Below are 23,217 nucleotides of genomic sequence, written 5' to 3' on the forward strand. Positions count from 1 at the left end.
ATGGAAACTAAACCGTATCTTATCTTTGAACAGAACGGTTTTCTCTGCGGTATAGAAGCCTGTTATGTTCGGGAAATTTTCTTGCTGCCGGAGTTGACAGCAATTGCAGAAGCACCTCAAGATATTGTTGGGGCGATCGACCTTCGGGGCGAAATTCTGCCAGTGATGGATCTGAATCTTCGTTTTGGATACGCTTGGCAAGAGTATGCTGTGACAGATAGTACGATCGTCATAGAGTGGCAAGAATCGAAAGTCGGTATAATTGCCAATCAAGTTCGCGAAGTTAAGGAAATCTCAGAAGATGCTATCACTCCGCAGCTATCTTACGGGCGAGAGAATTCACAAGCCTCTCATCATTTTGTAGCTGGATTGGCCCGCTGCGAAGCCGATATTATCATGCTGCTGAACCTCGATTCCCTAATTAGATCTTCTCCCAAAAAGTCCGAGGAAAGCTGGCCTGTTTCTCCAAGCAATGCAGGTAATAAAGAAACAGCAGGTGAGTCAGACACGGAAAATTTACCGTGGTCAATAAATGCAAAATTGTTAGGCAAAAATCCTAAAAGTTTGAGCAATCGTCACGTTTTTTGCCCGCAAGCTACGCCGGAAGAAAAGGCAATTTTTAAATCGCGGGCTAATAATTTGAGGCTGCAAGGCGAGGGGGAAAATGAGGCGGCAATTAATATCTCCCTGGCGGTGTTGGTTTTGAATGGTGAATACTTTGGTATTCCGTTGGATATAGTGCGCGAATTTACTGATATTAACCAAGTAACTCCGGTTCCTTGCACTCCCGATCGCATAGTGGGAAATATAAATTTACGGGGAGAAATTGTGACGCTAATTGATATTCGCAGTGTTTTAAATATGTCTTTAAATATGTTGGATACTGCAAATTATCTCTCTAAGGCGATCATTGTTGAAGTGGCGGATTTAGTCGCTGGCATAGTGGTTGACGAAATATTAGATATTATATACTTAAATGTGTCGGAAATGGCTGCTGTTCCGGCAGCGCTGCATTCTGCTAACCGCGAATATCTACGGGGGACGGCTATTTACGGGGAAAAAATGATGGCTATTCTGAACTTGCAAAAACTGCTGACAAAAGGAGGAGTTGTTGTTGATGAAGAGGTTTGAATCAAATCAAGAACAGGACTTACGCAAAGCCTATGTATCATGAGTCAAGTGAAGCATCTGGCTTGATACTTCATTTCCTTCGCAATCCCGATCCAACGCACAGCTCAGGACTGGTAAGGATCGGGACTCAGCATGAGATAATTATCTTGAAATGCGTGCATGGCTAAAGAAGTTAGTTATACCAAATCCGCTTTTCAAGCGATATTTCACTAAGGAATCTAATTCCTGTATGCACTTACTTAAATTAAGGAGAAAAAATATGTTGGCTAACTTAATAAAATTAAATATTAGAAATAGAATGCTGCTTGCCTATGTAGCACCAGCAGCTATATATTTAGGTTGCCCTGTGCTAATTTATACAACGACAGAACAGGTATTGAAGAATTTTCAAGAAGTAGAAAGGATCGAAAAAGTGCTCAGTCACACAAATAATATGTCTGCAGGTGCTGACCAAATGGTACGGGGTTTGCGCGGGTATTTGATTAATAAAAATCCGCAGTTTTTAAATGATTTTCAAACAGGTGGAGAATTAGCTCGCCAGTCGGCTAAGAGTGTGGAGTTTATGATTAAAAATCCCGAGCAGAAAACTCGTTTAGAGAAAATGCTTTATCTATCCAACGAGTATTATGATGGTTCTAGCGAAATAGTTAGGTTGTTACAACAAAATAAGACAGCGGAAGCAGTGGCTATATTTAATACAGGAAAAATGACAAAATTTGTGGATGAATTTGTGGAAGTGAATCGGCAATTTCGCGAAATAGAATTAGATTTGATTAAGCAATCCACAAAAAAAACGAAGGAATCTTTACTTTTATTGAGTTCGGTATTGGTATTTGGTTCCGTGTTTTTATTGGTGTTAGGTGCGGTTATAGCTTGGCTGATTTCATCACGAATTGCCCAAACTATCGATCGGGCAATTAGCTCGATCGCCTCTTCTTCCACTGAGATTGCAGCTACCGTGGAAGAACAGGAACGCATGGCAAGTCAGCAAGCAGCTTCAGTAAATCAAACTACTACTACAATGGACGAATTGGGAGCATCTTCCAGGGCGACATCACAGCAGATCGAAACCGCCGTGGTTCAAGCAATGCAAGCCTTAAATTTAGCTGGAGGTGGCACAAAAGCTGTAGAACAAACTTTAGAAGCAATGGCAACTTTGAAAACTAAAGTTCAAGATATCCAAGGACAAATTATAGAGTTGAGCGAACAAACCGATCACATTCGTAATATCTCAACTTTAGTTAGCGATTTGGCGAATCAGACTAATATGTTAGCACTCAATGCTGCTGTTGAAGCAGTGCGGGCGGGAGAACACGGCAAGGGGTTTGGCGTGGTGGCGTCAGAAATTCGCAAACTTGCCGATCGCAGTAAAAAATCAGGAGTGCAAATTAATCTATTAGTTGCTGATATTCAAAGGGCGATTAACTCAACGGTAATGGTGACAGACGAAGGGACTAAAACAGTGGAATCGGGCGTGAATATTGCCTCAGAAACCGCAGCGGCATTTGCAGGAGTGACCCATGCCATTAACAATGTGGTTTTGAGTTCTCAGCAAATTTCGCTGAATGCCAAACAGCAATCGATCGCGATCGAACAGGTAGTGCAAGCTATGAACTCCCTCAATCAAGCCGCAGCCCAAACCGCTTGCGGTATCAGTCAAACTAAAGTCGGCACTCAAAAATTGAATGAAGCAGCCTTAGATTTGAAAGCAGTTTTGTAGGAGATAAATAAATTATGAGTACCCAAAAATGCCAAATATATCCTTAAGAATTAAAGCAATTGCTTTGGCGATTAACCTCGCTACAATTCCAGCGATATTAACGGGACTAATAATTGGTTTCGGTGCAAATCAAAACATAATTTCCAATTAGCAGTGTAGTTAGTTGTGAGTTGTGAGTTATTATTATTTGGGAGTTGTTATTTTTTCTTTACTACCAATTCTCAATTCCCTATACTTCGGCTACGCCAGCGTACAATTTTCCAATTACCTATACTTTGGCTACGCGGGAGAATCTCAATGAAAGCAGCCAAGCTAGAAATTGGAGCTAGGAGCCAGGAGCCAAGAGCCAGGAGCCAAAAGGAAGGAGCCAGAAGAAGTGTTTTTACAAATATGAGATGCTATCCGCTACGCCAGCGTACAATCTTCTAATTCCCTATACTTAGACTATGCGAGCGTACAAGTTACCAGTAACCCATTTATAGTAACCAATGATTAACAACTTTTTTCAAAAAATGCAGCACCGACTGCTGCTGCTCCTAATTTTAAGTACCTTGATTCCAGTATCTATTGTGGGTTGGTATGGAATTTCTTCTTCAACAGAAGCACTGCAAAATTTAGCATTAATAACCCTTAGTGACAGTGTGGATTCCACGGCAAATCAAATGATTAACAAATTTGAAAATCTGAGAACCGATATTTTGTTTCTCCGCAAAACTCCCGCTGTTCAGGGAATGATTAGAGCTAGAGAAGGAAATGGAGTAGACAAACAAACTAATTCACCTTATAAAGATTGGGTTGAGCGAATGCAACTCACATTTTTATCCATGATGGAGGCAAAGCCATATTATATGCAATTGCGTTACATAGATAACAGCGGTAAGGAGATCGTGCGCGTAGATTCTGACGGGACAAATATTCAAGTTATTCCAGATTCTCAACTACAAAACAAAGCTGACACAGATTACTTTTCGGCAACTATGAAGCTAAAACCAGGAGAAGTCTATGTGTCTTCCTTAAATCTGAATAAGGAAAGGGGGAAAATAGAAATTCCTTACAAGCCAACAATTCGCTACGCAACTCCAATTTTTAATCCTAAAGGAGAAAGACAAGGCTTTTTAATTACGAATGCTCTGGGTAGCACTTTGATCGATATGGTTAAAAACTTCAATCCTGAACTATCAGACCAATCTTTTATCTTAAATCAAGATGGGTATTATCTGGCTCATCCCAATTCTAAAAAAGCCTGGGGATTTGAACTCCAAACTAATGAAAATGTCAAAAATGATTATTCACAGGAGATTGTTGCAAAAATACTCTCAGGTGGTCAGGGAAATATTGATAATAGGGATCTAGTGATTAGCTATAATACAGTTTTTCCCAGCCCAAAAAATACCAATAAATTTTTAGTAATCGTGGATACTTCACCCAAAAAGCTGCTATTTGATTCGATCGATTCTCTTCAAAAAATAGCAGCGATTATTGTTATTGTTTCTCTGGCTGTGGTGCTGGGATTGGGATGGTTTTTTTTGCAAAAAATTGTTGCTCTGATTCGGGGTTTAATTTACCAAATATCGTCATTTTCACTGCAAATAGAATCTAATATGAATCGACAAGAGCAAATAGCAGATAGGCAATTTGTCTCGGTTAATCAAACAACTATAACTCTAGAAAATTTGGGCATATCTTCTCAGCAAACAGCCGAGCAAGCTGAGTCTGTTGCCCTTGCCGCTCGCCAAGCTTTAAATCTAGCCGAAGAAGGTACTAAAAAGGTAGATCAAACTCTCAATCAAATGCTGAATCTTAGAGAAGCTGTGGTGGCAATTTCTAAGCAAAATCATCGACTCGATGACAGCACGAGTCAGATTGGCAATATATCGACTCTCGCAAGTTTGGTTAGCGATTTAGCCGCCCAAACTAATATGCTGGCTCTCAACGCCGCTGTTGAAGCAGTCAGAGCCGGGGAGTACGGTAAAGGTTTTGCGGTGGTAGCAAGAGAAATTCGTAAGTTAGCAGATGAAAGCCAACAAGCGGCACAAAAGATTAATGATATTATTCCAGAAATTAAGGGCGCGATCGATTCAACGGTGAAAGTAACTGAAGATAGCCGCAAAACGGTTGCAGAAGGGGTGAAAACAGCACAAGATACGGCAGAAGCTTTTACGGGTGTGAGGGAAGCTTGCAATCTTGTGTTTGCTAGCAACCAGCAAATTTATTTTAATATTAAAGAGCAGGCGATCGCGATTCAGCAAGTAGGTGATACTATGAGTTCTATGAAGGAATCCGCGTCTCAAACAGTCAGTGGTATTACTCAAGTTAAAATCGGCACTCAAAAACTCACAGAAGCTGCCTTTAATCTTAAAGAAGTAGTGTAGTCATTAGTCCTTAGTCCTTAGCAATCGACTGAGTATTCAACATAATTATCATTGCCCATGAGCCATGCTCAATTACCTATTACTCAAAAACATATATGATGATTGAAGATCAAGAACTTCGAGATGTATTTAAAGTCGCTAGTCAAGAACACTTACAGAAACTAGATGACGGACTGCTGTACTTAGAACAACATCCGAGCGACTTAGCTAAACTAGAACAATTGTTGCGGGAAACCCATTCTCTTAAAGGTGATGCTGGGATGCTAGGCGTAAAAAATGTAGCATCTTTAGCTCATCAAATGGAGCATATTTTGGAAGCTATCAAGCGGGGACAAACTCAACTGAATTCCGATATTAGCGATCGACTTTCGCAAGGTTTAGATGCCATGCGGAAACTCGTTAACGAAGCCATTACCGGCGAAGATTCCGGCGTTAATACTTTTTCCATCCTCGCTAGCATGATGGGTGCTTCTAGTCAGCCACAGCCACAGGATGCCACCTCAATAGTAGATACCTCTTCTTCACAAGTACCAGAACAACCGTTGGTAGAACCGCAATTTACTGAGCCTCCTACCCAAGAAATAGAAACAACTGTTGAAACTTCTGAAGTTCCTAAGTTAGAGAAAAATTCCTCTTTTTTACCCCTAGAATCCAAGCCCGGATTTCTACTGCAAGCTCAACACTCGCCTGCACCTTCTGGGCCCGCCGCGTCGGCTTCGCAGTTGCCAGTTACTGCATCCTCAACCTCATCTTACCGCATTGAAACCATTCGCGTTGCTACTCAAAATTTAGACGATTTAATGACTCAAGCGGGGGAACTTACTGTCACAAAAACTCGGCTAGGGCACCGAGTTGCAGAGATAGAACAAATTACAACTTTGTGGGAAGAGTGGAGCCGAGAATATTTTGTAACGAGCTTGACTGTTGGTAGGATGCAAATAGATAAAAACGGTATTAAAGCCAACGCTAAATTTAGCCACTTGCAGGATTACTATCAACGTACAGAAGAACGTTTAGAACGTCTCGGAACTTTAGTCAACTGCTTGAGAAATCGAGTTTATGAAGATACTGCCAGACTCGAATTAATCGCCGAGGCATTAGAATCAGGAATTCGCACTCTGAGACTACTGCCTTTGTCTACTATTTTTAATTTATTTCCTCGAACTGTACGAGACTTAGCGAAACGGGAAGGTAAAGAAGTTGCCTTAGTGATTGAAGGAGGCGAAACTACAGCAGATAAACGCATTTTAGAGGAAATGAAAGACCCTTTAATGCACATGATTAGAAATGCGATCGACCACGGTATTGAAACTGTGGAAGAACGGACAAAAATAGGTAAACATCCTGTGGCTACTCTCCGAATTAAAGGCTATAATAGGGCTAGCAATATTATTATTGAAGTTGCTGATGATGGTCGAGGACTAAATCTAGAGAGTATTAAACAAACGGCGGTAAAACGTAATATTTGTACGCTTGAACAACTCGCAGAAATGACCGAGACTCAAGTACAATCTTTAATTTTTAGTCCTGGTTTTTCGACCAAAAATTTTGTTACTGAAGTCTCGGGGCGTGGGGTGGGTTTAGATGTAGTTCGCACTAATGTTGAAGCCCTAAAAGGTAGTATTCAAGTAGAGTCTTTACCGGGAAAAGGATGCACCTTGAGGCTGCAAATAAGCACGTCTTTAGCTACAGCCAATGTATTAATTGTAGTAGTTGAAGATATTCCTTATGCTCTGCCCGTAGAGTTTGTAGACACGGCAAAACAGGTGTCTCAGTCTGAGATATTTGCTATAGAAGGTAAGGAAACTATACTTTCAAACGGTCAGCCTCTGTCAGTTGCTCATCTGACAGATTTACTAGAATTAAACCATAGACAAGGCTGGAAAAATAATCGGTACTTGAGACAGGAAACGGGGAGCGCAATTATGAAAAAAAAATCCCAAGAATTCCTAAGTTCAACTTCTTCAAAAATGCCTTGTATTGTTTTGAAAGTTGGGGAGGAAAGATTGGGATTATTTGTAGACGCTTTGATAGACGAACAGGATGTGGTGATTAAACCTCAAAGTCAATTGCTGAAACGGGTGCGAAATGTTTCGGGTGCCACAATTCTGGGTACTGGGGAAGTTTGTATGGTACTCAATCCCCACGATTTGATAAAATCTGTACGCCAGCAAGTGTCGTCCCGTGGGGTTTCTGGGGCGCGATCGCAACTTGAGACTGCCACTAGAAAACAAGTTATACTATTAGCAGAAGACTCGATCGCTACGCGCACTCAAGAAAAGCGCATCCTGGAAGGTGCGGGTTACGAAGTTGTTACTGCGGTAGACGGATTGGATGCTTTCCATAAATTGAAAACTCGCGATTTTGATGCTGTGATTTCTGACGTACAAATGCCAAATTTAGACGGTTTGGCTCTGACTCTTAAAATTCGGGAGCAAAAACAATACAGTGAGTTGCCGATAATTTTAGTGACATCTTTGGCATCGGATGAAGATAGAAAAAGAGGCGCTGATGCGGGGGCTAATGCTTATATTCCTAAAGGTACTTTCAATCAAGATGTGTTGGTAGAGACACTAAAAAGGTTAGTTTAGGCATTAGTCATTACTCCTTGGCTATGAGGCATTTGTTATTTACTACCAATTAGCAAGGCCCAATGTCCAGTGCCCAGCGCACAATTACCAGTGCATCGACGCTCATCAATGCCCAATACTTTGACTACGCGGTTACTGAGCGACTCGTGCTGATCGTAGCCACTCGCCCAGCGCGGTTTGCCCGCTCAGCTTCCCCGAAGGAAAGTAAGTCGAAGGGCAGCACAAGTGCCCTATTCCCCATTCCCCATTTCCTAGCAAACTGATGTTATCGCCCATTAAACTATTGTTAGTTGAAGATTCTCCAGTAGTTACGATCGTCCTCAAACGAATTTTTGATTCCTCGCCCGAAATCAAAGTTGTAGGAACCGCTTGCAATGGGTTAGAAGCACTAGAATTAATCCCGAAACTTCACCCCGAAGTAATCTGTACAGATTTGAACATGGCACCAATGAACGGATTAGAATTTACGAAAGAAGTAATGAAGAAATATCCGCTACCAATTTTAGTAATTAGTGCTTCAGTGCAAGCGAATGATACTCAGAATGTATTTCAAGTCTTAAAGGCTGGTGCATTGGATGTTTTTCCGAAACCGATTGGCGGCTTGGTATCAGATTACGATCGTCTAGGCAATCAATTAATAGCTAAAGTGAAAATCCTCTCAGGAGTTAAAGTATTTACACGGCATCAAAAAACGATGCACCCAGAAGATAATAATCAAATTTTAAAAATCAACCAAGCACCAGTTGCTAATTACAAGTTTTTCAACGAAAATGTTAAATCTTCAACTATTAAAGTATTGGCTATAGGGGCTTCTACAGGGGGCCCGCAAGCGCTGTACACGATGATTTCTAAATTTCCGGCTAGTTTTCCAGTGCCTATAATTTGTGTCCAGCACATCAGTGAAGGTTTTTTGCAAGGATTAGTTGATTGGCTAGGTAATGAATCGAAACTGCCTGTTAAGATAGCTTCTTTTGGGGAATTGCCACAAGCGGGGACTGTTTATTTCCCGCCCGAAAAACGTCATTTAGAATTGGACTCTCAAGGGCGATTTGTTTATTCAGAAGCTGCTCATGTCGGGGGACACTGCCCTTCTGTAACGGTGACATTTAAATCGGTAGCTAATTTTTATAATCGGGGGGCAGCGGGGGTTTTGCTGACAGGAATGGGTAGAGATGGTGCTGACGGAATGTTGGCTATCGCTAAACAGGGCGGTTTGACAATCGCCCAAGACGAAGCTAGCTGCATTGTCTTCGGAATGCCCAAGGAGGCGATCGCCCTCGGTGCCGCCCAATATGTTCTACCTGTCAGTGCGATCGCTCCCTTACTCCTGGCTAAATTAAAAATTTAGGACTTACCCCGCAAATAGTGCAGAATACCCCGATCCGCGACTTCTTAAAAAAATCGGGCATAAGAGAGCGCGATCGCAACTTGGTAGTTCATTAATTACTCAAATTACTTCATTAATTACTCAAAAATGATTTTTTATTCCGATTATTTGATTTTGATAAACTTACCAATTACCTCGCGCAACTTCTCAGCATCAAACGGCTTAGTTAAATACTCTGTTGCTCCCGCCAAACGCCCCTGTACCTTATCAAAGGCTCCATCTCGCGCTGTCAGCATTACGATCGGCAAATTCTGAAACTGAGGCAAGCTGCGTACCGTGCGGCAGAGTTCCAATCCGTCAATACCAGGCATCGAAACATCCAGCAACAAAACAGAAATTTGTTCGTGATAAATCGTTGACAAAGCATCCACTGCATTGTCGGTTACGAGAACTCTAAACTCTTTGCTTAAGGCCTGTTTAACAAGTCCTTGCATCACGACGCTATCATCAACTGCCAAAATAGTTGGTACTTGACTGCTAATTGCAGACATATTCTTCTCCCTCTTTATTTATAGTTCTTGAAAATACAAAACATAATTCCCACCGTCATTTTTTTAGAGTTGCCTCTGTGCAATAGTTGCCAACCCGTTGGAGCATTAGTAGAAAGTTTAGTCCTGTTTTTTTACCTCAAACTCGAAAAAAGGGATTGGGAGAGTTGTTGATCGGCGATTACAACAGTTGCAAAATGTGCATCCGGGCCCAGAAACCCTAGAAGGTCGAGTTGGAGTAACTATTGTTACAAAGTTTAACATCTTACCAATCTTTTGTAATTCATCTCGTAACTGTAGCTGAACTGTCGGCTAAGGCACAGCTCGCTAAAGGACGCTGGTATTGTGGCACACACCCATGATTTAAATTTACCAGCAAGCCCGCTACCCAGGATTAGACAAGTCTGTTAAAATACAATTAAACTGATTAAAAAATTCTAGGTAAGCAATCGTCATATATTTTGGAAAGCTGCTTCCTCCGAACAGAGGCTCTTAGATTTAGAGAGCCGGAGATATTCAAAAGCATAGTCAACTGGAAGTATAATTTATATAGTCTTAGATTTGGGGTGCTCTAACTCCCATAACTCAAAAGTTTCCTGATCAGTCAAGAGGTTAGTCTGAATTCGGCGCAAGCAGCCTGCGCCGAACTTGCGCCCAGAGTCTACCAGCACAGAATTCATAGTTTCTTGTTTTTCAAGGGAAGTATTGAGAAGGGCGGTTGCCAGCAACTAGACGGGCAGTTACACACGATGAAAGCACCCTTGCCTCTTGGTAAAAAAAGTGTTCAAGCTCCATAACATAGACTTGTATCAGCTTCTCGGCTGTGCTCCAGACGCTTGCTTGGACAATTTGGTAGGTTTGGCAGCTCAAATCAGCCGAACTCCTATTGCTTTCTTGAGCTTGATTGACGGTAACCGCCACTGGTTGAAGTCCGAGTTAGGTATCGATCGAACTTTGGCCCACCGTTACCTGAATTTTTGCACTCGCGCCTTGGACAAAATTCCCGAAGAGTTCGCAGCCTGGTCCAACTCAAACTGGGAATTTGACCAGCCAATTTCCCTGCAACAACCGCCAGTTACTCCCGAATTTGCGATCGAACCCCCTGCAAATTCGTTTCAGGAACCGCCCGTCGCCATTGTCGGAGACGCTTCCACAGATGTGAGATTTGGCGAGCATCCCCTAACGGTTTTCTACCCCTTCGTGAAATTTTACGGCGGCATCCCAGTCCTGACCTCAGAGGGGCAGATGCTGGGAGTGCTATCGGTCATGGACTCAGTACCGAGAGACTTGACAAAAGAAACCATAGAAGCTCTGCAAGCTTTGAGTCGGCAAGTTGCGAGTTTGGTGGAGCTGCGCTGGCAATTACTCAAAGCTCAGAAACAGTTGCCAGTGGCAGAAGATATCAGCTCCGACAGCGAGCAAATCTCCGAGGTAGTTCGTGGCTCGAACCCATCCAGCTTGTGTGCGGTACAGACGCCACAGAGCAGCATGAGAATATACCCAACAAAAAAGCTCCCAACGCGGGGGGAAACAGACAAATCTCAATATTTGTGGCAAACTTCAGCGAGCATCGGGCGTGCAGACGATACCCAACAAATCCGAGAAATCGTTGCCGGCCCCCCAGACACCTCCGATCGCCTATTAACGGCCGCGTCCCTACAAGAGCGAGCTCGCTTGGGAACCCTGCAAGCTAAAGTCGGTGCCGCCCTCGGACAAGGTGGGAAAATATCGCCCATCCTCAACCGCTGCACCGAAGCAATGGTAGATTACCTCGACGCCAAAGAGGCGAGTATCTGGACGTTCAACCCACAGACAGAGCAGTTAGAATTGCAGGCCGATTCAGGAGTCAGCACCGAAGGGTGGGAACGGGAAATAGAAGATTGGGTGCGAGCAGAACCGGGAAAACTCCAAACGGCTCCTGTATGCCTACTGTCGAACCCGTCTCTCTGCGCCATTGCCTATCCGCTGATAGTGGAGGAGCGGCTGGTGGGAGTGCTGGCTCTGTGCAGTAGCGCTTTGGCAAGCGAGGGAGCCCTAGAGGTTCTGGGTTGCATGGCTAACGCTATCGCCGTGGCGATCGATCGCATCACGGCCCGAGAAGAATTATTGAGCCGCCGCGAAGGCCTGCTCTTCGGCCTCGCCAGCCAGATGCGGAATTCCCTCGACCTCGACAAAATTTTAGATACGGCTGTCAACGAAATTCGCAGCTTGTTGCAGGTTGACCAGTGCTACTTTTTGTGGTATTCCATCTCGCGAGACGGGCAGCCAAGCTTTGCAATCACCCACGAGGCGGCAAATCCCGAACTGAAAGAGCGGCTTACAGAATACCCGATCGAACAAGTAACCCTGCTGGCCGAGAAAATTTGCCACCGCCAAACGCTGCGGATCGGGGACGCGGCCACAGCACTCTGCATCGAACCGCCCACGCGAGATTTTTTGACCAGTCTCGGCATTGTTTCTAACCTGCTGCTGCCGGTCAAGACTCGCTCCGGTCAAATGGGTGCTGTAGTTTGTAACCATTACAGCAGCCACCGTTCCTGGGCGACGAGCGAAGTGGAGTTGCTGCAAGCGGTGGTTGATCAACTGGCGATCGCGATCGACCAAGCCGAACTCTACGCCCAAACCCGCGCGGCAGCCTTAGCCGCCCAAACTCAAGCCCGCCAACTGACGGAAACTTTGCAGCAGTTGCAGCAGAAAGAAGCTCAGCTCATCCAAAACGAAAAAATGTCCTCTCTCGGTCTAATGGTCGCTGGCGTCGCCCACGAAATCAACAATCCGGTTAATTTTATTTACGGCAACTTGACTTATTGCAAGCAGTACATGAAAAATCTGCTGGACTTGCTGCACTTGTATCAAAAGCACTACCCCGAGCCTTGCCCCGAAATTCTCGACAAAAACGCAGAAATCGATGTTGATTTCATAGCCCCGGATTTGCTGAAAATTCTGTCTTCAATAGAGATGGGCACTGAACGAATCCGCCAAATTGTCCTGTCTCTGCGGAACTTCGCGCGGCACCACGAAGCCGACATGAAGCGGGTGGACATTCACGAAGGGATTGACAGCACGCTGCTGATTTTGCAGAGCCGGTTGAAGTCAAATGGGCTAATACCGGGAATTGAGGTAATTAAAGACTACGGCAACTTGCCGAAGGTAGAGTGCTATCCCGGACAGCTCAACCAAGTATTTATGAATATTTTGGCGAATGCGATCGACTCTTTGGAAAATCAGCCCCCACCCAAGACGATCAAAATCTCGACGGCGGTGGTGGGCCCAAACTGGGAGGCTGATGATTCAGGAAAGTCGAGCCCTCAAGTTGTGGTGATTCGGATTCAAGACAGCGGGCCCGGATTGGCCGAAAAAGCTAAATCCCACTTGTTTGACCCTTTCTTTACCACTAAACCTGTGGGCAAGGGTACGGGACTCGGCTTGTCCATCAGCTACCAGATTGTGGTGGAAAAACACGGAGGAAGCTTGAACTGTCTCTCGAAACCGGGAGAGGGAGCGGATTTCAGGATTGAAATCCCCGTAGCTTGCCCCCGTGTGATCAAAGAATAAACCTGCGGGCGATCGGTATTCAAAAAGATTTTTTAAATTTTATTGTCAAAGTGCTTGACAGATTCCCGTGTCTGGGTGTTAGTATAGTAAACGTTGAGACGTTGGGGCGTCGCCAAGTGGTAAGGCAGCTGGTTTTGGTCCAGCCATTCAGAGGTTCGAATCCTTTCGCCCCAGTTAAATTGTGTCCGGTAAATCAATTATTTAACTCATCGTTTAGAGTTAGCGCTTGACAGACGATAGAAAAACGACTTCCTAACTAAAAACCTAATTAGGTCTTGCTCATAGGATATAACAAACCGGGTTTCTGGCGGCAGGTTTTACCTAAAAGCCTAGATTTGTGGTCAAGAAATGGGTTTTTTTGGTCGTCATTGCCCATTTTGGGCAGAAACCGTTGTTTGTGCGTAATATGACTTCTGAGTGCCCCGGAATTGTAAAATCGAGTCAACATTCAACACTCATATCAAATCCGGTTGCATTGGAATAATTAAACCGCTGTGGACGCCGAGAATACATAGGAAGAGAACAGAGAGATGAATAATTCCGATGCAACCGGATTTGATATCAACCATCCTTCTGTTTTTCGACCCCTTTTTCTACAGTCAACAGTCAACCCGCCCTACTCCATATCACTGCAAAGTGCTGGGACCACGAGCGTTTAGCCGATCGAAAACGTATCGGGAAATGGCCGGAAATGCTGTTTCGTCCTTGGCATAAGCCGGATCATCTGCGAAAACAACTAAGATATAAATCGCGCGATCGTCTAAGGTTCTCACAAATGCCGCTTCGCTGCGGGATTTGGAAGTATAGCCCACTTTGGAACCAAAATAAATATTAGTTGGTAAAGATTCGCCGAGAAATCCTTGTATCGAATTGCTGGGGTCATTTTTCCATGCCTTGGGGTCTAAATCTCTTGTCAGCAAGTAAGCCATTTTGCGGCTGGCGACGCTAGAAACCGCTTGCCTAGTATAGATTTCATATATTAATCTGGCGGCTTGGTCGGTAGTTACTTGATTGCGAATCGGCTGGGAAGCATCGCCCCGCAATTGCAAGTCGCGACCGATTGGGCCTTCTTGCCTCAAATAGTATATGGGATAATTTTTGGTGCTTATACGAATATCATTGTAGCCTGCTGACTGGAAAAATGAGTTAATTTGAGTGCGCTTTTTCAGCCAGGTTTGCAACTCTTCCCCTGCCAGCCTGTCGCCGGATTTTGTATCTGTGATTGTGTCTAAAATTCGGCTGGCAGCATCGTTGTTGGAGACGCGAATCATTTGATCGAGGTCGTTTTTAAAGGCAGATTCTCTTTGCGTAATGAGGCCTTTTTCTATAGCAGAGTAAAAGGCGGTCATCCAAAATAATTTGGCAACGCTAGCGGGAAATCGGAGAGTTTGATTTTGATATCCGGCAAAGGTGTGAGTTTTGGAATTGCTGACATCAAATAAGGTAATTGATAGCGCTTCAGCAGGCAGTCCTTTGCTGGTTGCAATCTTCACAGCTTCATCAACAATCCCTTGCAATTCTTGAGAGTAAACGGGATTGGGAGGTGTTTTGATGTTGTAGCTAAAGGTAGGCTCGCTTTGACGAGCGACTAAATTTTCCGATGGTTCAATTGTCGGAGGCGAGAGTGTTTCTTGAGGCGAGAGGGCGGGTTGAGCCAAGATGACTGGCGGTTCTGGGGGACGGCGAATTCTGAAGGGTATTGTGACGACCCAAAATAACGCGATCGCCCCGGCGATTAAACACAAAATGTTACGGTATTTTAGCCGAGAAAATTTCGTCCTCACTCGGCGACGAGATGGCACTGGGCCTTCGCTGCTTTGGCGTCGGCGTCCGACAGGGCGCTGGCTGCTTTGGCGTCGGGATTGGATTAGACCTGTTGCATGAATCTTGGCTTGCTCGGTCAACCGCAGATACAAGGTAGAGGAACGCAGATTAACCCAGATAATTTCAAGAATTGAGAGCGACTTTTGCAAGAGGTCTATGGGGCGTCGGGTCTGAATTTGGCGACGAGATGGGACTGGGCGCTCGGTGCTTTGGCGTCGGGACTGGACTGGACGCTCGCTGCTTTGGCGTCGGGACTCGATTGGGCGTTGGGGCCCGATGGGGCGGCGTCGGCGTTCTACTTGCATTACAGTTTTGTGGTATCAAACTCGCACGATCAGTTTATAATAGGGCGGCATCTAAATGACAACTGTGTCGATCGAGTCCGCTGTTGCCAATTTTATCTGTCTGCTAGGCTGATTTATAGTTCTAAATAATTGTAAAAATTTCAGGATAGCACTCAGTGGAAGCAAAATCCTTTGAAAAACATGAGAAATTTTTGGAGTCTGGCGGTTTTAGGATTTGCGAGCGCCTGGGTAAATAATTTTTTGATCCCTGATGTTTTGGCACTTCAGTCTCAAGCTGCTACGCGATATGTTGTTGATCGACAAACAGCAGGACAGGGCGGGGATGTAGCGTTTTCCTTGACGGGAGAAAGCGAAAATCTGGAAGTAACAAACAAGCAAACTGTTTCCAGTTTTCCGACTATGTTGTGGGACTTCAACAAGTTAGCGGAAATTTCCTATTCCGAGTTGCTGAAGCTGCTGGTGAGACGACCTGACTCCAATAATACCGAGAGAGAAACCGCTGCACAACCCGAAGATATAGCACGTTTTGAAAAGGTTGTACAGTATGCTAAACGAAAAAATTTGCACGATCGCTCGATGGGAGAAATCGTCCAGGCGATCGCCGATAATTTCCAAGGATTGCCCTACGCCGAGGGTTTGCTGGACAAACCAGGCGAAGAAAAGTTGATTATAACTTTGAATAAATTTGATTGCGTTTTGTTTGTAGAAACCGTTTTGGCGATCGCCAGGGGCGTAGCAGTAAAAGATTACGACTATCAAAATTTTGTAAATCGCATAGAAGAACAGCGGTATTTAAACGGTAAAATCAACGGTTATTGCAGCAGATTGCATTATTTCTCCGAATGGATTAACGACAATCAAAAACGGCAAACAGTGGAAAATATCACCGCTGAATTAGGCGGAGTGCCCATGAATAAAACACTAAATTTCATGAGCCAGCACCGCAGCAGTTACCCGCAAATGGTCAAAGACGAAGCAACTTATCAGTGCATTGTCAGCCAAGAAGCAGACTTAGCCAAAACTACTGTTAATTACATCCCGACAAATCAAATAAAAAGTCTTTATTCTCAGTTAAAACCAGGGGATATTGTAGCGGTAGCGACGGATGTTAAAGGATTGGATGTCACCCACACGGGTTTAGTCTACCGCAATGCTGACGGCAATATTGGTTTAATTCACGCTTCGCCGGCTGGGGAGGTGACGGTTGCTTATGACTTGCAGAGATATATTAGGAGAGTTGAAAGTGCGATCGGCATTGTAGTCGCTAGGGCGAAAACACCTAATTAAATTGGTTTGTACTCCTAGGGTGCATCAGCTTGCATTATTTTAGCTGAAAATTTAAAATCTCTGTGCTGATGCACCCTACAAACTAAACAAACCGGGTTTTTTGCTGAATTTGCGGGCTGCAACCCCTTTTTATGTAAAAAAACCCGGTTTTTGGGTCCCCATGCGTAAGCCTCAAATCAATTAACAATTTCGCTGCGAGATACCTTACTACTTCTAGCAGGATTTGGCGTTAATTCTGGCGGCGAAACTTGAACACTTCCCCACTCATTCAAAAAGCTTTTCAGCAAAACCTCTTGCTGAGTACGAAATGTCTCGACATTTGCCCCGCGATTCATAATCACAAACCACACTGTTTCTTGTTTTTGAGTGGGCAGGGCTCCGCCCAAAGCGCTAACATTATCCAACGTGCCAGATTTGACCACTGCTAATTTGGGAAGCGGCCGTTCTGACAGTATTCCTTTATCTTTCCCAACTACAGTTAAGACATCAGCAACTGTCATACTGTAAGGTTCAAGATAACGTTCTAAAGCTATAAATAACGCGCAAGCAGCCCGGGGAGAAATGAGATTTTCTTCGCTCAATCCCGAACCGTTGACGAGTTGAATTTCTGCAGGAGGAACTCCGGCTGCTGCTGCTGCTTTTTGGGCGACTGTTTTGGCGCCGCCGACAGTATCAGCTAGCATATCTGCCATGAGATTGTTGCTGTACTGATTCATTTTTTTGATTAGTTCAGCAAGGGGCAAAGAATAATGTTTGACTAAAGGCTGCACGCCGTTGGGAGATGCTGGCAAAACTTTGACAGTACCCTCAATTGCTATTTGGGGTTTTGGCGTATTGGGAGGCAGGGTTTGATACTGGGCGGCGGCTTCGCTGGGCCAGATTAGACTGTTCAATCCTTGTTTGAGCAATTCTCCAGATTTGAGGGGATCAAGTTCAAAGTTCATGTAAAACTTATCGACAATTATCAAATTGCCACTGACTCGCTTGATCCCTTTTTGATTTAAGGCGTTACCAAGGGCGATCGCCTCTTCCCAGACAAACAACGGATCTTCGCTTCCCTGAACAATTAAATCGCCTTTTAATACGCCGTTTTCAATTTTTCCAGTTGTACCAATTAAGGTAATAAATTCATGTTCCGGCCCGAATTGTTGCAGCGCTACGAGAGATGTTGCTACTTTGGTAATAGAAGCGGCCGACAGAGGAACGGTACCTTGATGATTGGCTAGCAAAGTATTGCCAGATTGTATCCAGACGCCTTGGTTTTCTTTGGCAAAACCTTGGGCTGCCAACCCGTTGAGATATTGCTGGATTTTGGTATTTGTGGGGGTTTCGGGATTGCTAGCAGAGACTATTAAGGGCTGAGGCTGACTTGGTTTAACTGGCGGCGGGGAAGATTCAGCTACAGGAGAGGGAGATGCAAGTTGAGGTGATTCAGTAGCTGCACATCCGGCAATAAGTGTGAGAAGGGCGATCGAACTCGCAGCAGTCAAGTAGCGGTTTTTCAGCATTACTTTAATTTTTTTCATCAAATGTACGATCGTCTGTTCGGCACGCCCGATGGAAAGTTTAGCACTAGCCCGCGCGTTTTGGAGCATCCGCATCTGCGTTACTAGAAGTGCGAACCGCTAACATTAGCTATCTCCTTCTCCATCTTTCTTCGTGCTCTACCCTACGGGAACGGCTTCGCCGAACGCGTCTTCGTGGTTCGTTAAATAGATATTGTTTAAATACTGCGGGATTTTATAGCAATAGCCCGGAGTGTTTTTAGTTCGTAACCTGAAACCCTGAATTTTCGTTGGTAGCGAACTTGCCTTGGAGCCTTGAAACCCTTATTGTACGGTTGGAAATCAAAAACTCTTTGAAGTATTGTGATAGCCGTTCCCAAAAACAATGCAACGATAGGCAAGCTCCCAACCCTTATCTTATAAGGCATTCCCAATTCCCAATTCTAAAATCTAAAATCTAAAATAGTATGATCTTCAGCGCCTGGGGCCTTCACCCCAGGCCGATCGCTCTCACAAATTTTCGATAAACTGGTTTATCCAGCCATACTCCCTATACTCAGCGGCACCATTTCGCCGTGCATTGTCAGGCCTAATAACATCGGCCCGCCCGGTCGAATCAACTCTCCTGTAAGCGCGCAGCGTTCCTCCTGCTGTGCTGTGGCATTAATGCTGGCTCGAATATCCGATCGAGAAAACATCTGCCGATACTCTCCAGACTTCTGCTGCACGTAATTCCAGAGCAAATCTCGAATCAAAGCTTGATAGCCTTGATTACCCGCGAGCTCTTTAAGTCTCTCCTTGAGCTCTCTTTCCAGTCGAATGCTGGTGACTTCCATTTCGGTGGTTGAGGTTCTAGGTAGGGTATGCATAATTTTTCTCCGTGACGGGGTGGACATATGTGTAATATCAGTGTAGTATGTTTACAGCTAGATTGAAAGCCTCTTAACCACCTTCTGCCTGCTGTGAAATTTCTCCCCACCTACTCCAACTATCAACTGAAGTGCGATCGCCCTAGGGGTCGCTCCGAGTCGTTACAGCACGTCTTTTGGACGGGTTTTGCGACTGTCGCAGCGACCTCGTGGGCGGGCTTGGGCCTAATTAAACCCGGTTATAGTGGATTAGGACAAATTGCAGAATTTAATTACAACGAGGTAGACCGGCATGGTCTGCAAGTGGCACAGCCATATCGAGATACGCGAAGCGGGAGGTACAGCTAAACGACTGTACCAAGACAGGATGAAAATTTGCATGAAAGCAGTTTTTCTAGCCCCCGCTTCTAAGTAAGAGAAGCGGGGGCATTTGATTGGATATTTGAGAAATTCGATCCGCTTGGGGAACTGGGAAAAAACCAGATGTAGCCCATGCTGACGAAGCAAGCAAAATTCAAAATTCAAAATCTAAAATCTAAAATCCAAAATTGACGAGGAGGAGCAAGCCGTGACCGTAGTAACTGATGTATTGAGGCAATCTGTAGTCGTTTTTTCTCAGAATTACCTACCAATGAGCCGTGTCAACATCAAACGGGCGATCGTACTTTTGGTAACAGGCAAGGCTGAACCTCTGGATTTTAGCATCGGCAACGGCTGGCTGGTACGATCGCCCAGCACCAGCATCCACGTACCCGAACAAATCCGCTTGACTTTTGGTAACAGGGAACGCCTGTGGAAAGTGCCCCCGGTCAATCGCCGGGAAGTTCTGCGCCGCGACGCTCATTCTTGCCAATACTGCGGTAGCAACCGACATTTGACGCTGGATCACGTGATGCCTCGATCGAAGGGCGGGCCGCATACTTGGGACAACGTGGTGACTGCTTGCGAACGGTGCAACTCTCGTAAGGGCGATCGAACTCCCATAGAAGCTGGAATGTCTCTGCGAACTAAGCCGAAGGCTCCTATACACCCCACTGTTGCTTTTGCCGAACTGTTTTGGCACGAATACCAAATTGGGGAATAGGGCATGGGGCATGGGGCATTGGTAATTGGTAATTGGTAATATAGCCATCCTAAATCATTTGTGAATTTCTTACTCCCTCCCCTTGATAAGGGGAGGGCTGGGGTGGGGTCAAAAATTTACGACTCCTGCAAGGATTGCTATAGCTAATAGTTAATAAGCTGTTTAGCATTTAAACTGGGTGTTGCAGAGGCTGAAACCCTTTACTGGCTTAGATAGTATCGAAAATTTAAATGGTGAACAGCTTAGCTAATTAAGTCCTGTAATTGAAAAGGATTTTAGGTCGGAATAGCAAACTTTTCATTCCGAGCTATCCCATGCCCGATGCCCAATTCCCAATTACCAATTTTCAATTACCAATTTTCAATTACCAATTTTCAACTTTCAATTCCAAATTTAGGGCTGTCAATATGCTGAAGTTGACTTACACTGAAACGGGCTTTAACCTGGAGCGTTTGGCTCAATCTCCCGAACAGTTAGTGGCGCTGCGAGTTGTGCTGGCTATGCGAGTTGGTCAAAGCATCAGCGTCGAACCGAGCACTGCGGCATTTTTGCTGCCCGCGAATTTGCCGGCGCTGTCTCTGTTGGAATCTGAGGCCCGCCGAAACGACAACGAAGCGATCGACCTTTGTGTTGCTGATGCTGACTTTGTAGAAGTGACTCTGCGCGGTACGTGGATTTCTGGCGCGTCTGAGGGGGCTGATGGGGTGTTTGCGACTGTTTTGGGCGATCGGGCCGAGCTCTTGCTGCTCAAACTCTGGCTCGAAACTCAGGCTGCTGCGGAGGTTGTCGGGGAAGTCGGCGATTAATATCGGATGTTGAACACGGAAGAGGGAAGAGGGAAGAAGGAAGAAAGAAATATTTTCTTCCTCTGCCACTCCCCCACTTTCTCCCTCTTTCTCACTCGCCCACTCTTCCCATCTCCCCTCTGCCATAACAGACAATTTATATGCCTACCAGAGGTGCTGAGCGCTCATTTTAGGGCGTATAAATTATGTTGAAGTAAATGCCCTTATCTTGCAGATTATCGCCTTTATCGCTAATTCTCACCAAAGGGAAAGCGTAATCTACGCGCAGGTTCACCCGCTGTATCGGTTCCCAGATTACCCCCAAACCCACACCTGCTAAAAATGTCTGATTGGTTAATTTATTAGGATTGTTCGCAACGTTCCACACCTGACCCGCATCCAAAAAAGGAGCCAATTGAAGTTTAGGGTTTCCCGAAGCATCGCGCTGCAAAGTAATCCGATCTTCGAGGGAAACTCTGAAGCCGTTATCGCCAGAACGGACATTTTGGCGGTAGCCGCGCAAAGATTGACCGCCGCCAATTACAAATTGCTGCGAAGGCAACAAACTATTAGCTGACAACTGTAAGTCGGCCTGCAAAATTAATAAATGTTTGTCATTCAATCGCTGTACTCGCTGCACTTGACCCAGCCAACTAAAAAATTGTCCGTCTGGATCGGAACCTTCGTTTTGAGTAGCATCAAACAAGCTAGTGCCGATCGTAAATTGCGATCGCAAGGCCCAAGCACCCTGCGGGTCGCGCCGAATGTAGTCCTGTCCCAGCTTAATTGCGCTCGTAGTGGTGACACCATTGGAGTCCGGGCCGATGCCAAAAGCATACGGGTCGCCGGCGAGAAAAGTTCTGCCTGTCTGATAAGTAAAACCGGCCGATAAGGCAAATTCTTCGATCGGCGTTCTCCGCAACGGCTGGCGGTAACTAACTTCAAATAAATGCGATTTTCCCGAAATGTCAAAACGGTTAAAAGGTGCTTGTACGATACTGTTGCGATTCGGTGCCGCCCTCAATTGCAAAGTGCCGTTCATCGCATTTAGTGGCACGCGATAGCTGAAATCAAACACGTCTGAATCGCCGAGCGATCGGTAATAAGCCGCCGCAAGTTCGTCACCATTTCCCGTTATATTGCGGTGCCGCAAACTAACTCCCAATCTTTCGGAACCGACACTGGGAGGCGAGTAATTGTCAATGCTGAAAGTAGGTTGAAACGGATTAGCTTCCGAGACTCGGACGATCAGAATGCTCTCGCCTTCATTATCCCCAGCCCGCAGGCTGGCTTCTACATTGTCAAATAAAGGATCGACCCGCAACAGCCGGAGTTGGTCTTCTAATGAAGCTGTGCTTAAAGGCATTCCGGCACCGAGTCGAATCCGGCTGCGGATGTAACTTGGATGCAATCTTTTAGTTCCTTCTACCTCAATTCGGGCTAGCTTGCCCTCAATCACTTGAATTTGGACTACCCCTGCGGTGATAGTTTGGGGTGGCAAGACTGCTCTAGAAGTGATGTAGCCACGATTGAGGTAAATTTCGGTAATTTTGTCGGCGATTTGTTTGAGCTGTTCTAGGGTGGTAGAACGGCCTTCTAAGGGGTTGACTAAAGCATTAATTTCATCTTGGCTTAAAATTGTGCTGCCAACTACTTGAATTTTCTGCACCTCAATTGGTGTATTCGGCAGCGTTGGGGGAACTGGCGACGGAGACTGCGGCGCTACTGTAGGCGGTACTTGGGGAGGTTCTGGGGAAGGCTGCGGGGCAGGTTGCAGAAATTGATCGCGATTTGGATCTGGCTTCGTCGGCGGCGGTGGCAGGTTTGGAGGTGGCGAGGGTTGGTTCTGGGCTAAAACATGATTGCAATGTAGCTGGTTCTGACATTGGGGATCGTTGTCAACCAGATTTGTTTTTTCGGGCAAGATGCCCGCACCACAAGCAGTTTCATCGATTGGGGAACAGGCATCTTGGCTGTTCTCGGCGGGGTTCGATTGTGTTTCTGGTTCAGGGTTGGTCTCGATCCAATCGGGAAGCTGATTTAAGTTGGTCGCTGTTTTATCCTGGTTGATTTCCAGTTTTTGCAGTGCTAATACTTGATTGCCCGTATCTGCTGAGTTGTCAGCGGCGACGGGCAACGGGAAAATATCGTTTGTTTGGGATATAGCTTTATTGGCATAAAAGCAAGCCATTGGGAGCGCAGTTAGAAGTGAAAGCCCCAACCGAAATATTGCAATATTTGCACTCGGGCGCATAATTAATAATTTCTCTAAAATAAGTTTGTCGGCTGCTTGACTATGCCAGTTTATCATTTA

At 45.2% G+C, this 23,217-nt stretch carries 15 protein-coding genes and 1 tRNA gene; 11 read left to right on the top strand and 5 right to left on the bottom strand.

What is annotated here, in order from left to right:
- The 6 genes from QT996_RS12235 to cheB all read left to right on the top strand — a co-directional run bounded on the left by QT996_RS12235 (position 1) and on the right by cheB (position 9,162).
- The gene (locus tag QT996_RS12235) at positions 1 to 1,131 is read left to right on the top strand and encodes a chemotaxis protein CheW (protein ID WP_333046812.1); all 1,131 of its coding nucleotides are present in this window, start codon (positions 1 to 3) and stop codon (positions 1,129 to 1,131) included.
- Positions 1,132 to 1,390: 259 nt separating this feature from the next.
- A complete protein-coding gene (locus QT996_RS12240; protein WP_333046813.1) occupies positions 1,391 to 2,851 on the top strand; it encodes a methyl-accepting chemotaxis protein in 1,461 nt (486 codons plus the stop codon).
- A 488-nt stretch (positions 2,852 to 3,339) separates the two neighbouring features.
- Positions 3,340 to 5,223, top strand: coding sequence for a methyl-accepting chemotaxis protein (locus QT996_RS12245; protein ID WP_333046814.1), 1,884 nt, complete (start codon positions 3,340 to 3,342; stop codon positions 5,221 to 5,223).
- Between the two features lie 98 nt (positions 5,224 to 5,321).
- Positions 5,322 to 7,814, top strand: a complete 2,493-nt coding sequence (locus QT996_RS12250) for a hybrid sensor histidine kinase/response regulator (protein WP_333046849.1) — start codon at positions 5,322 to 5,324, stop codon at positions 7,812 to 7,814.
- A 62-nt stretch (positions 7,815 to 7,876) separates the two neighbouring features.
- Complete coding sequence (locus QT996_RS12255) at positions 7,877 to 8,077, top strand: hypothetical protein (RefSeq protein ID WP_333046815.1); 201 nt, start codon at positions 7,877 to 7,879, stop codon at positions 8,075 to 8,077.
- Complete coding sequence (gene cheB, locus QT996_RS12260) at positions 8,077 to 9,162, top strand: chemotaxis-specific protein-glutamate methyltransferase CheB (protein WP_333046816.1); 1,086 nt, start codon at positions 8,077 to 8,079, stop codon at positions 9,160 to 9,162. The genes QT996_RS12255 and cheB overlap by 1 nt, the downstream gene beginning before the upstream one ends.
- A gap of 143 nt (positions 9,163 to 9,305) precedes the next feature.
- On the opposite strand, the gene QT996_RS12265 is transcribed toward cheB, so the two are convergent.
- A complete protein-coding gene (locus QT996_RS12265) occupies positions 9,306 to 9,692 on the bottom strand; it encodes a response regulator (protein ID WP_333046817.1) in 387 nt (128 codons plus the stop codon).
- Between the two features lie 777 nt (positions 9,693 to 10,469).
- Between QT996_RS12265 and QT996_RS12270 the strand changes: the two genes are divergently transcribed.
- Together QT996_RS12270 and QT996_RS12275 are read left to right on the top strand one after the other, a co-directional pair.
- On the top strand, positions 10,470 to 13,244 hold the full coding sequence (locus QT996_RS12270) for a GAF domain-containing protein (protein WP_333046818.1): 2,775 nt from the start codon (positions 10,470 to 10,472) through the stop codon (positions 13,242 to 13,244).
- A gap of 102 nt (positions 13,245 to 13,346) precedes the next feature.
- Positions 13,347 to 13,418: transfer RNA gene (locus tag QT996_RS12275), tRNA-Gln, on the top strand.
- A gap of 452 nt (positions 13,419 to 13,870) precedes the next feature.
- On the opposite strand, the gene QT996_RS12280 is transcribed toward QT996_RS12275, so the two are convergent.
- Entirely contained in the window at positions 13,871 to 15,373 is a 1,503-nt protein-coding gene (locus tag QT996_RS12280) for a serine hydrolase (RefSeq protein WP_333046819.1), read from the bottom strand.
- Positions 15,374 to 15,553: 180 nt separating this feature from the next.
- Here QT996_RS12280 and QT996_RS12285 point away from each other — a divergent pair, with 180 nt between their 5' ends.
- Positions 15,554 to 16,660 (top strand): N-acetylmuramoyl-L-alanine amidase-like domain-containing protein, encoded by a 1,107-nt coding sequence (locus QT996_RS12285; protein ID WP_333046820.1) that lies wholly within the window; start codon positions 15,554 to 15,556, stop codon positions 16,658 to 16,660.
- 176 nt (positions 16,661 to 16,836) lie between these two features.
- Here QT996_RS12285 and QT996_RS12290 read toward each other — a convergent pair whose 3' ends face one another.
- Both QT996_RS12290 and QT996_RS12295 read right to left on the bottom strand, forming a co-directional pair.
- Entirely contained in the window at positions 16,837 to 18,168 is a 1,332-nt protein-coding gene (locus QT996_RS12290; RefSeq protein WP_333046850.1) for a D-alanyl-D-alanine carboxypeptidase, read from the bottom strand.
- Between the two features lie 530 nt (positions 18,169 to 18,698).
- Positions 18,699 to 19,034 carry a ribbon-helix-helix domain-containing protein gene (locus QT996_RS12295; RefSeq protein ID WP_039886507.1) on the bottom strand — a complete coding sequence of 112 codons (336 nt, stop codon included), beginning with the start codon at positions 19,032 to 19,034 and terminating at the stop codon, positions 18,699 to 18,701.
- Positions 19,035 to 19,602: 568 nt separating this feature from the next.
- On the opposite strand from QT996_RS12295, the gene QT996_RS12300 reads away from it, so the two are divergent.
- Complete coding sequence (locus QT996_RS12300) at positions 19,603 to 20,118, top strand: HNH endonuclease (RefSeq protein ID WP_190660760.1); 516 nt, start codon at positions 19,603 to 19,605, stop codon at positions 20,116 to 20,118.
- A gap of 407 nt (positions 20,119 to 20,525) precedes the next feature.
- The gene (locus tag QT996_RS12305; RefSeq protein ID WP_333046821.1) at positions 20,526 to 20,924 is read left to right on the top strand and encodes an alr0857 family protein; all 399 of its coding nucleotides are present in this window, start codon (positions 20,526 to 20,528) and stop codon (positions 20,922 to 20,924) included.
- 169 nt (positions 20,925 to 21,093) lie between these two features.
- On the opposite strand, the gene QT996_RS12310 is transcribed toward QT996_RS12305, so the two are convergent.
- On the bottom strand, positions 21,094 to 23,214 hold the full coding sequence (locus QT996_RS12310) for a ShlB/FhaC/HecB family hemolysin secretion/activation protein (protein ID WP_333046822.1): 2,121 nt from the start codon (positions 23,212 to 23,214) through the stop codon (positions 21,094 to 21,096).
- Positions 23,215 to 23,217: the final 3 nt, after the last annotated feature.

This window comes from Microcoleus sp. S13C4, from assembly GCF_036700865.1.
Lineage (GTDB): Bacteria > Cyanobacteriota > Cyanobacteriia > Cyanobacteriales > Microcoleaceae > Microcoleus.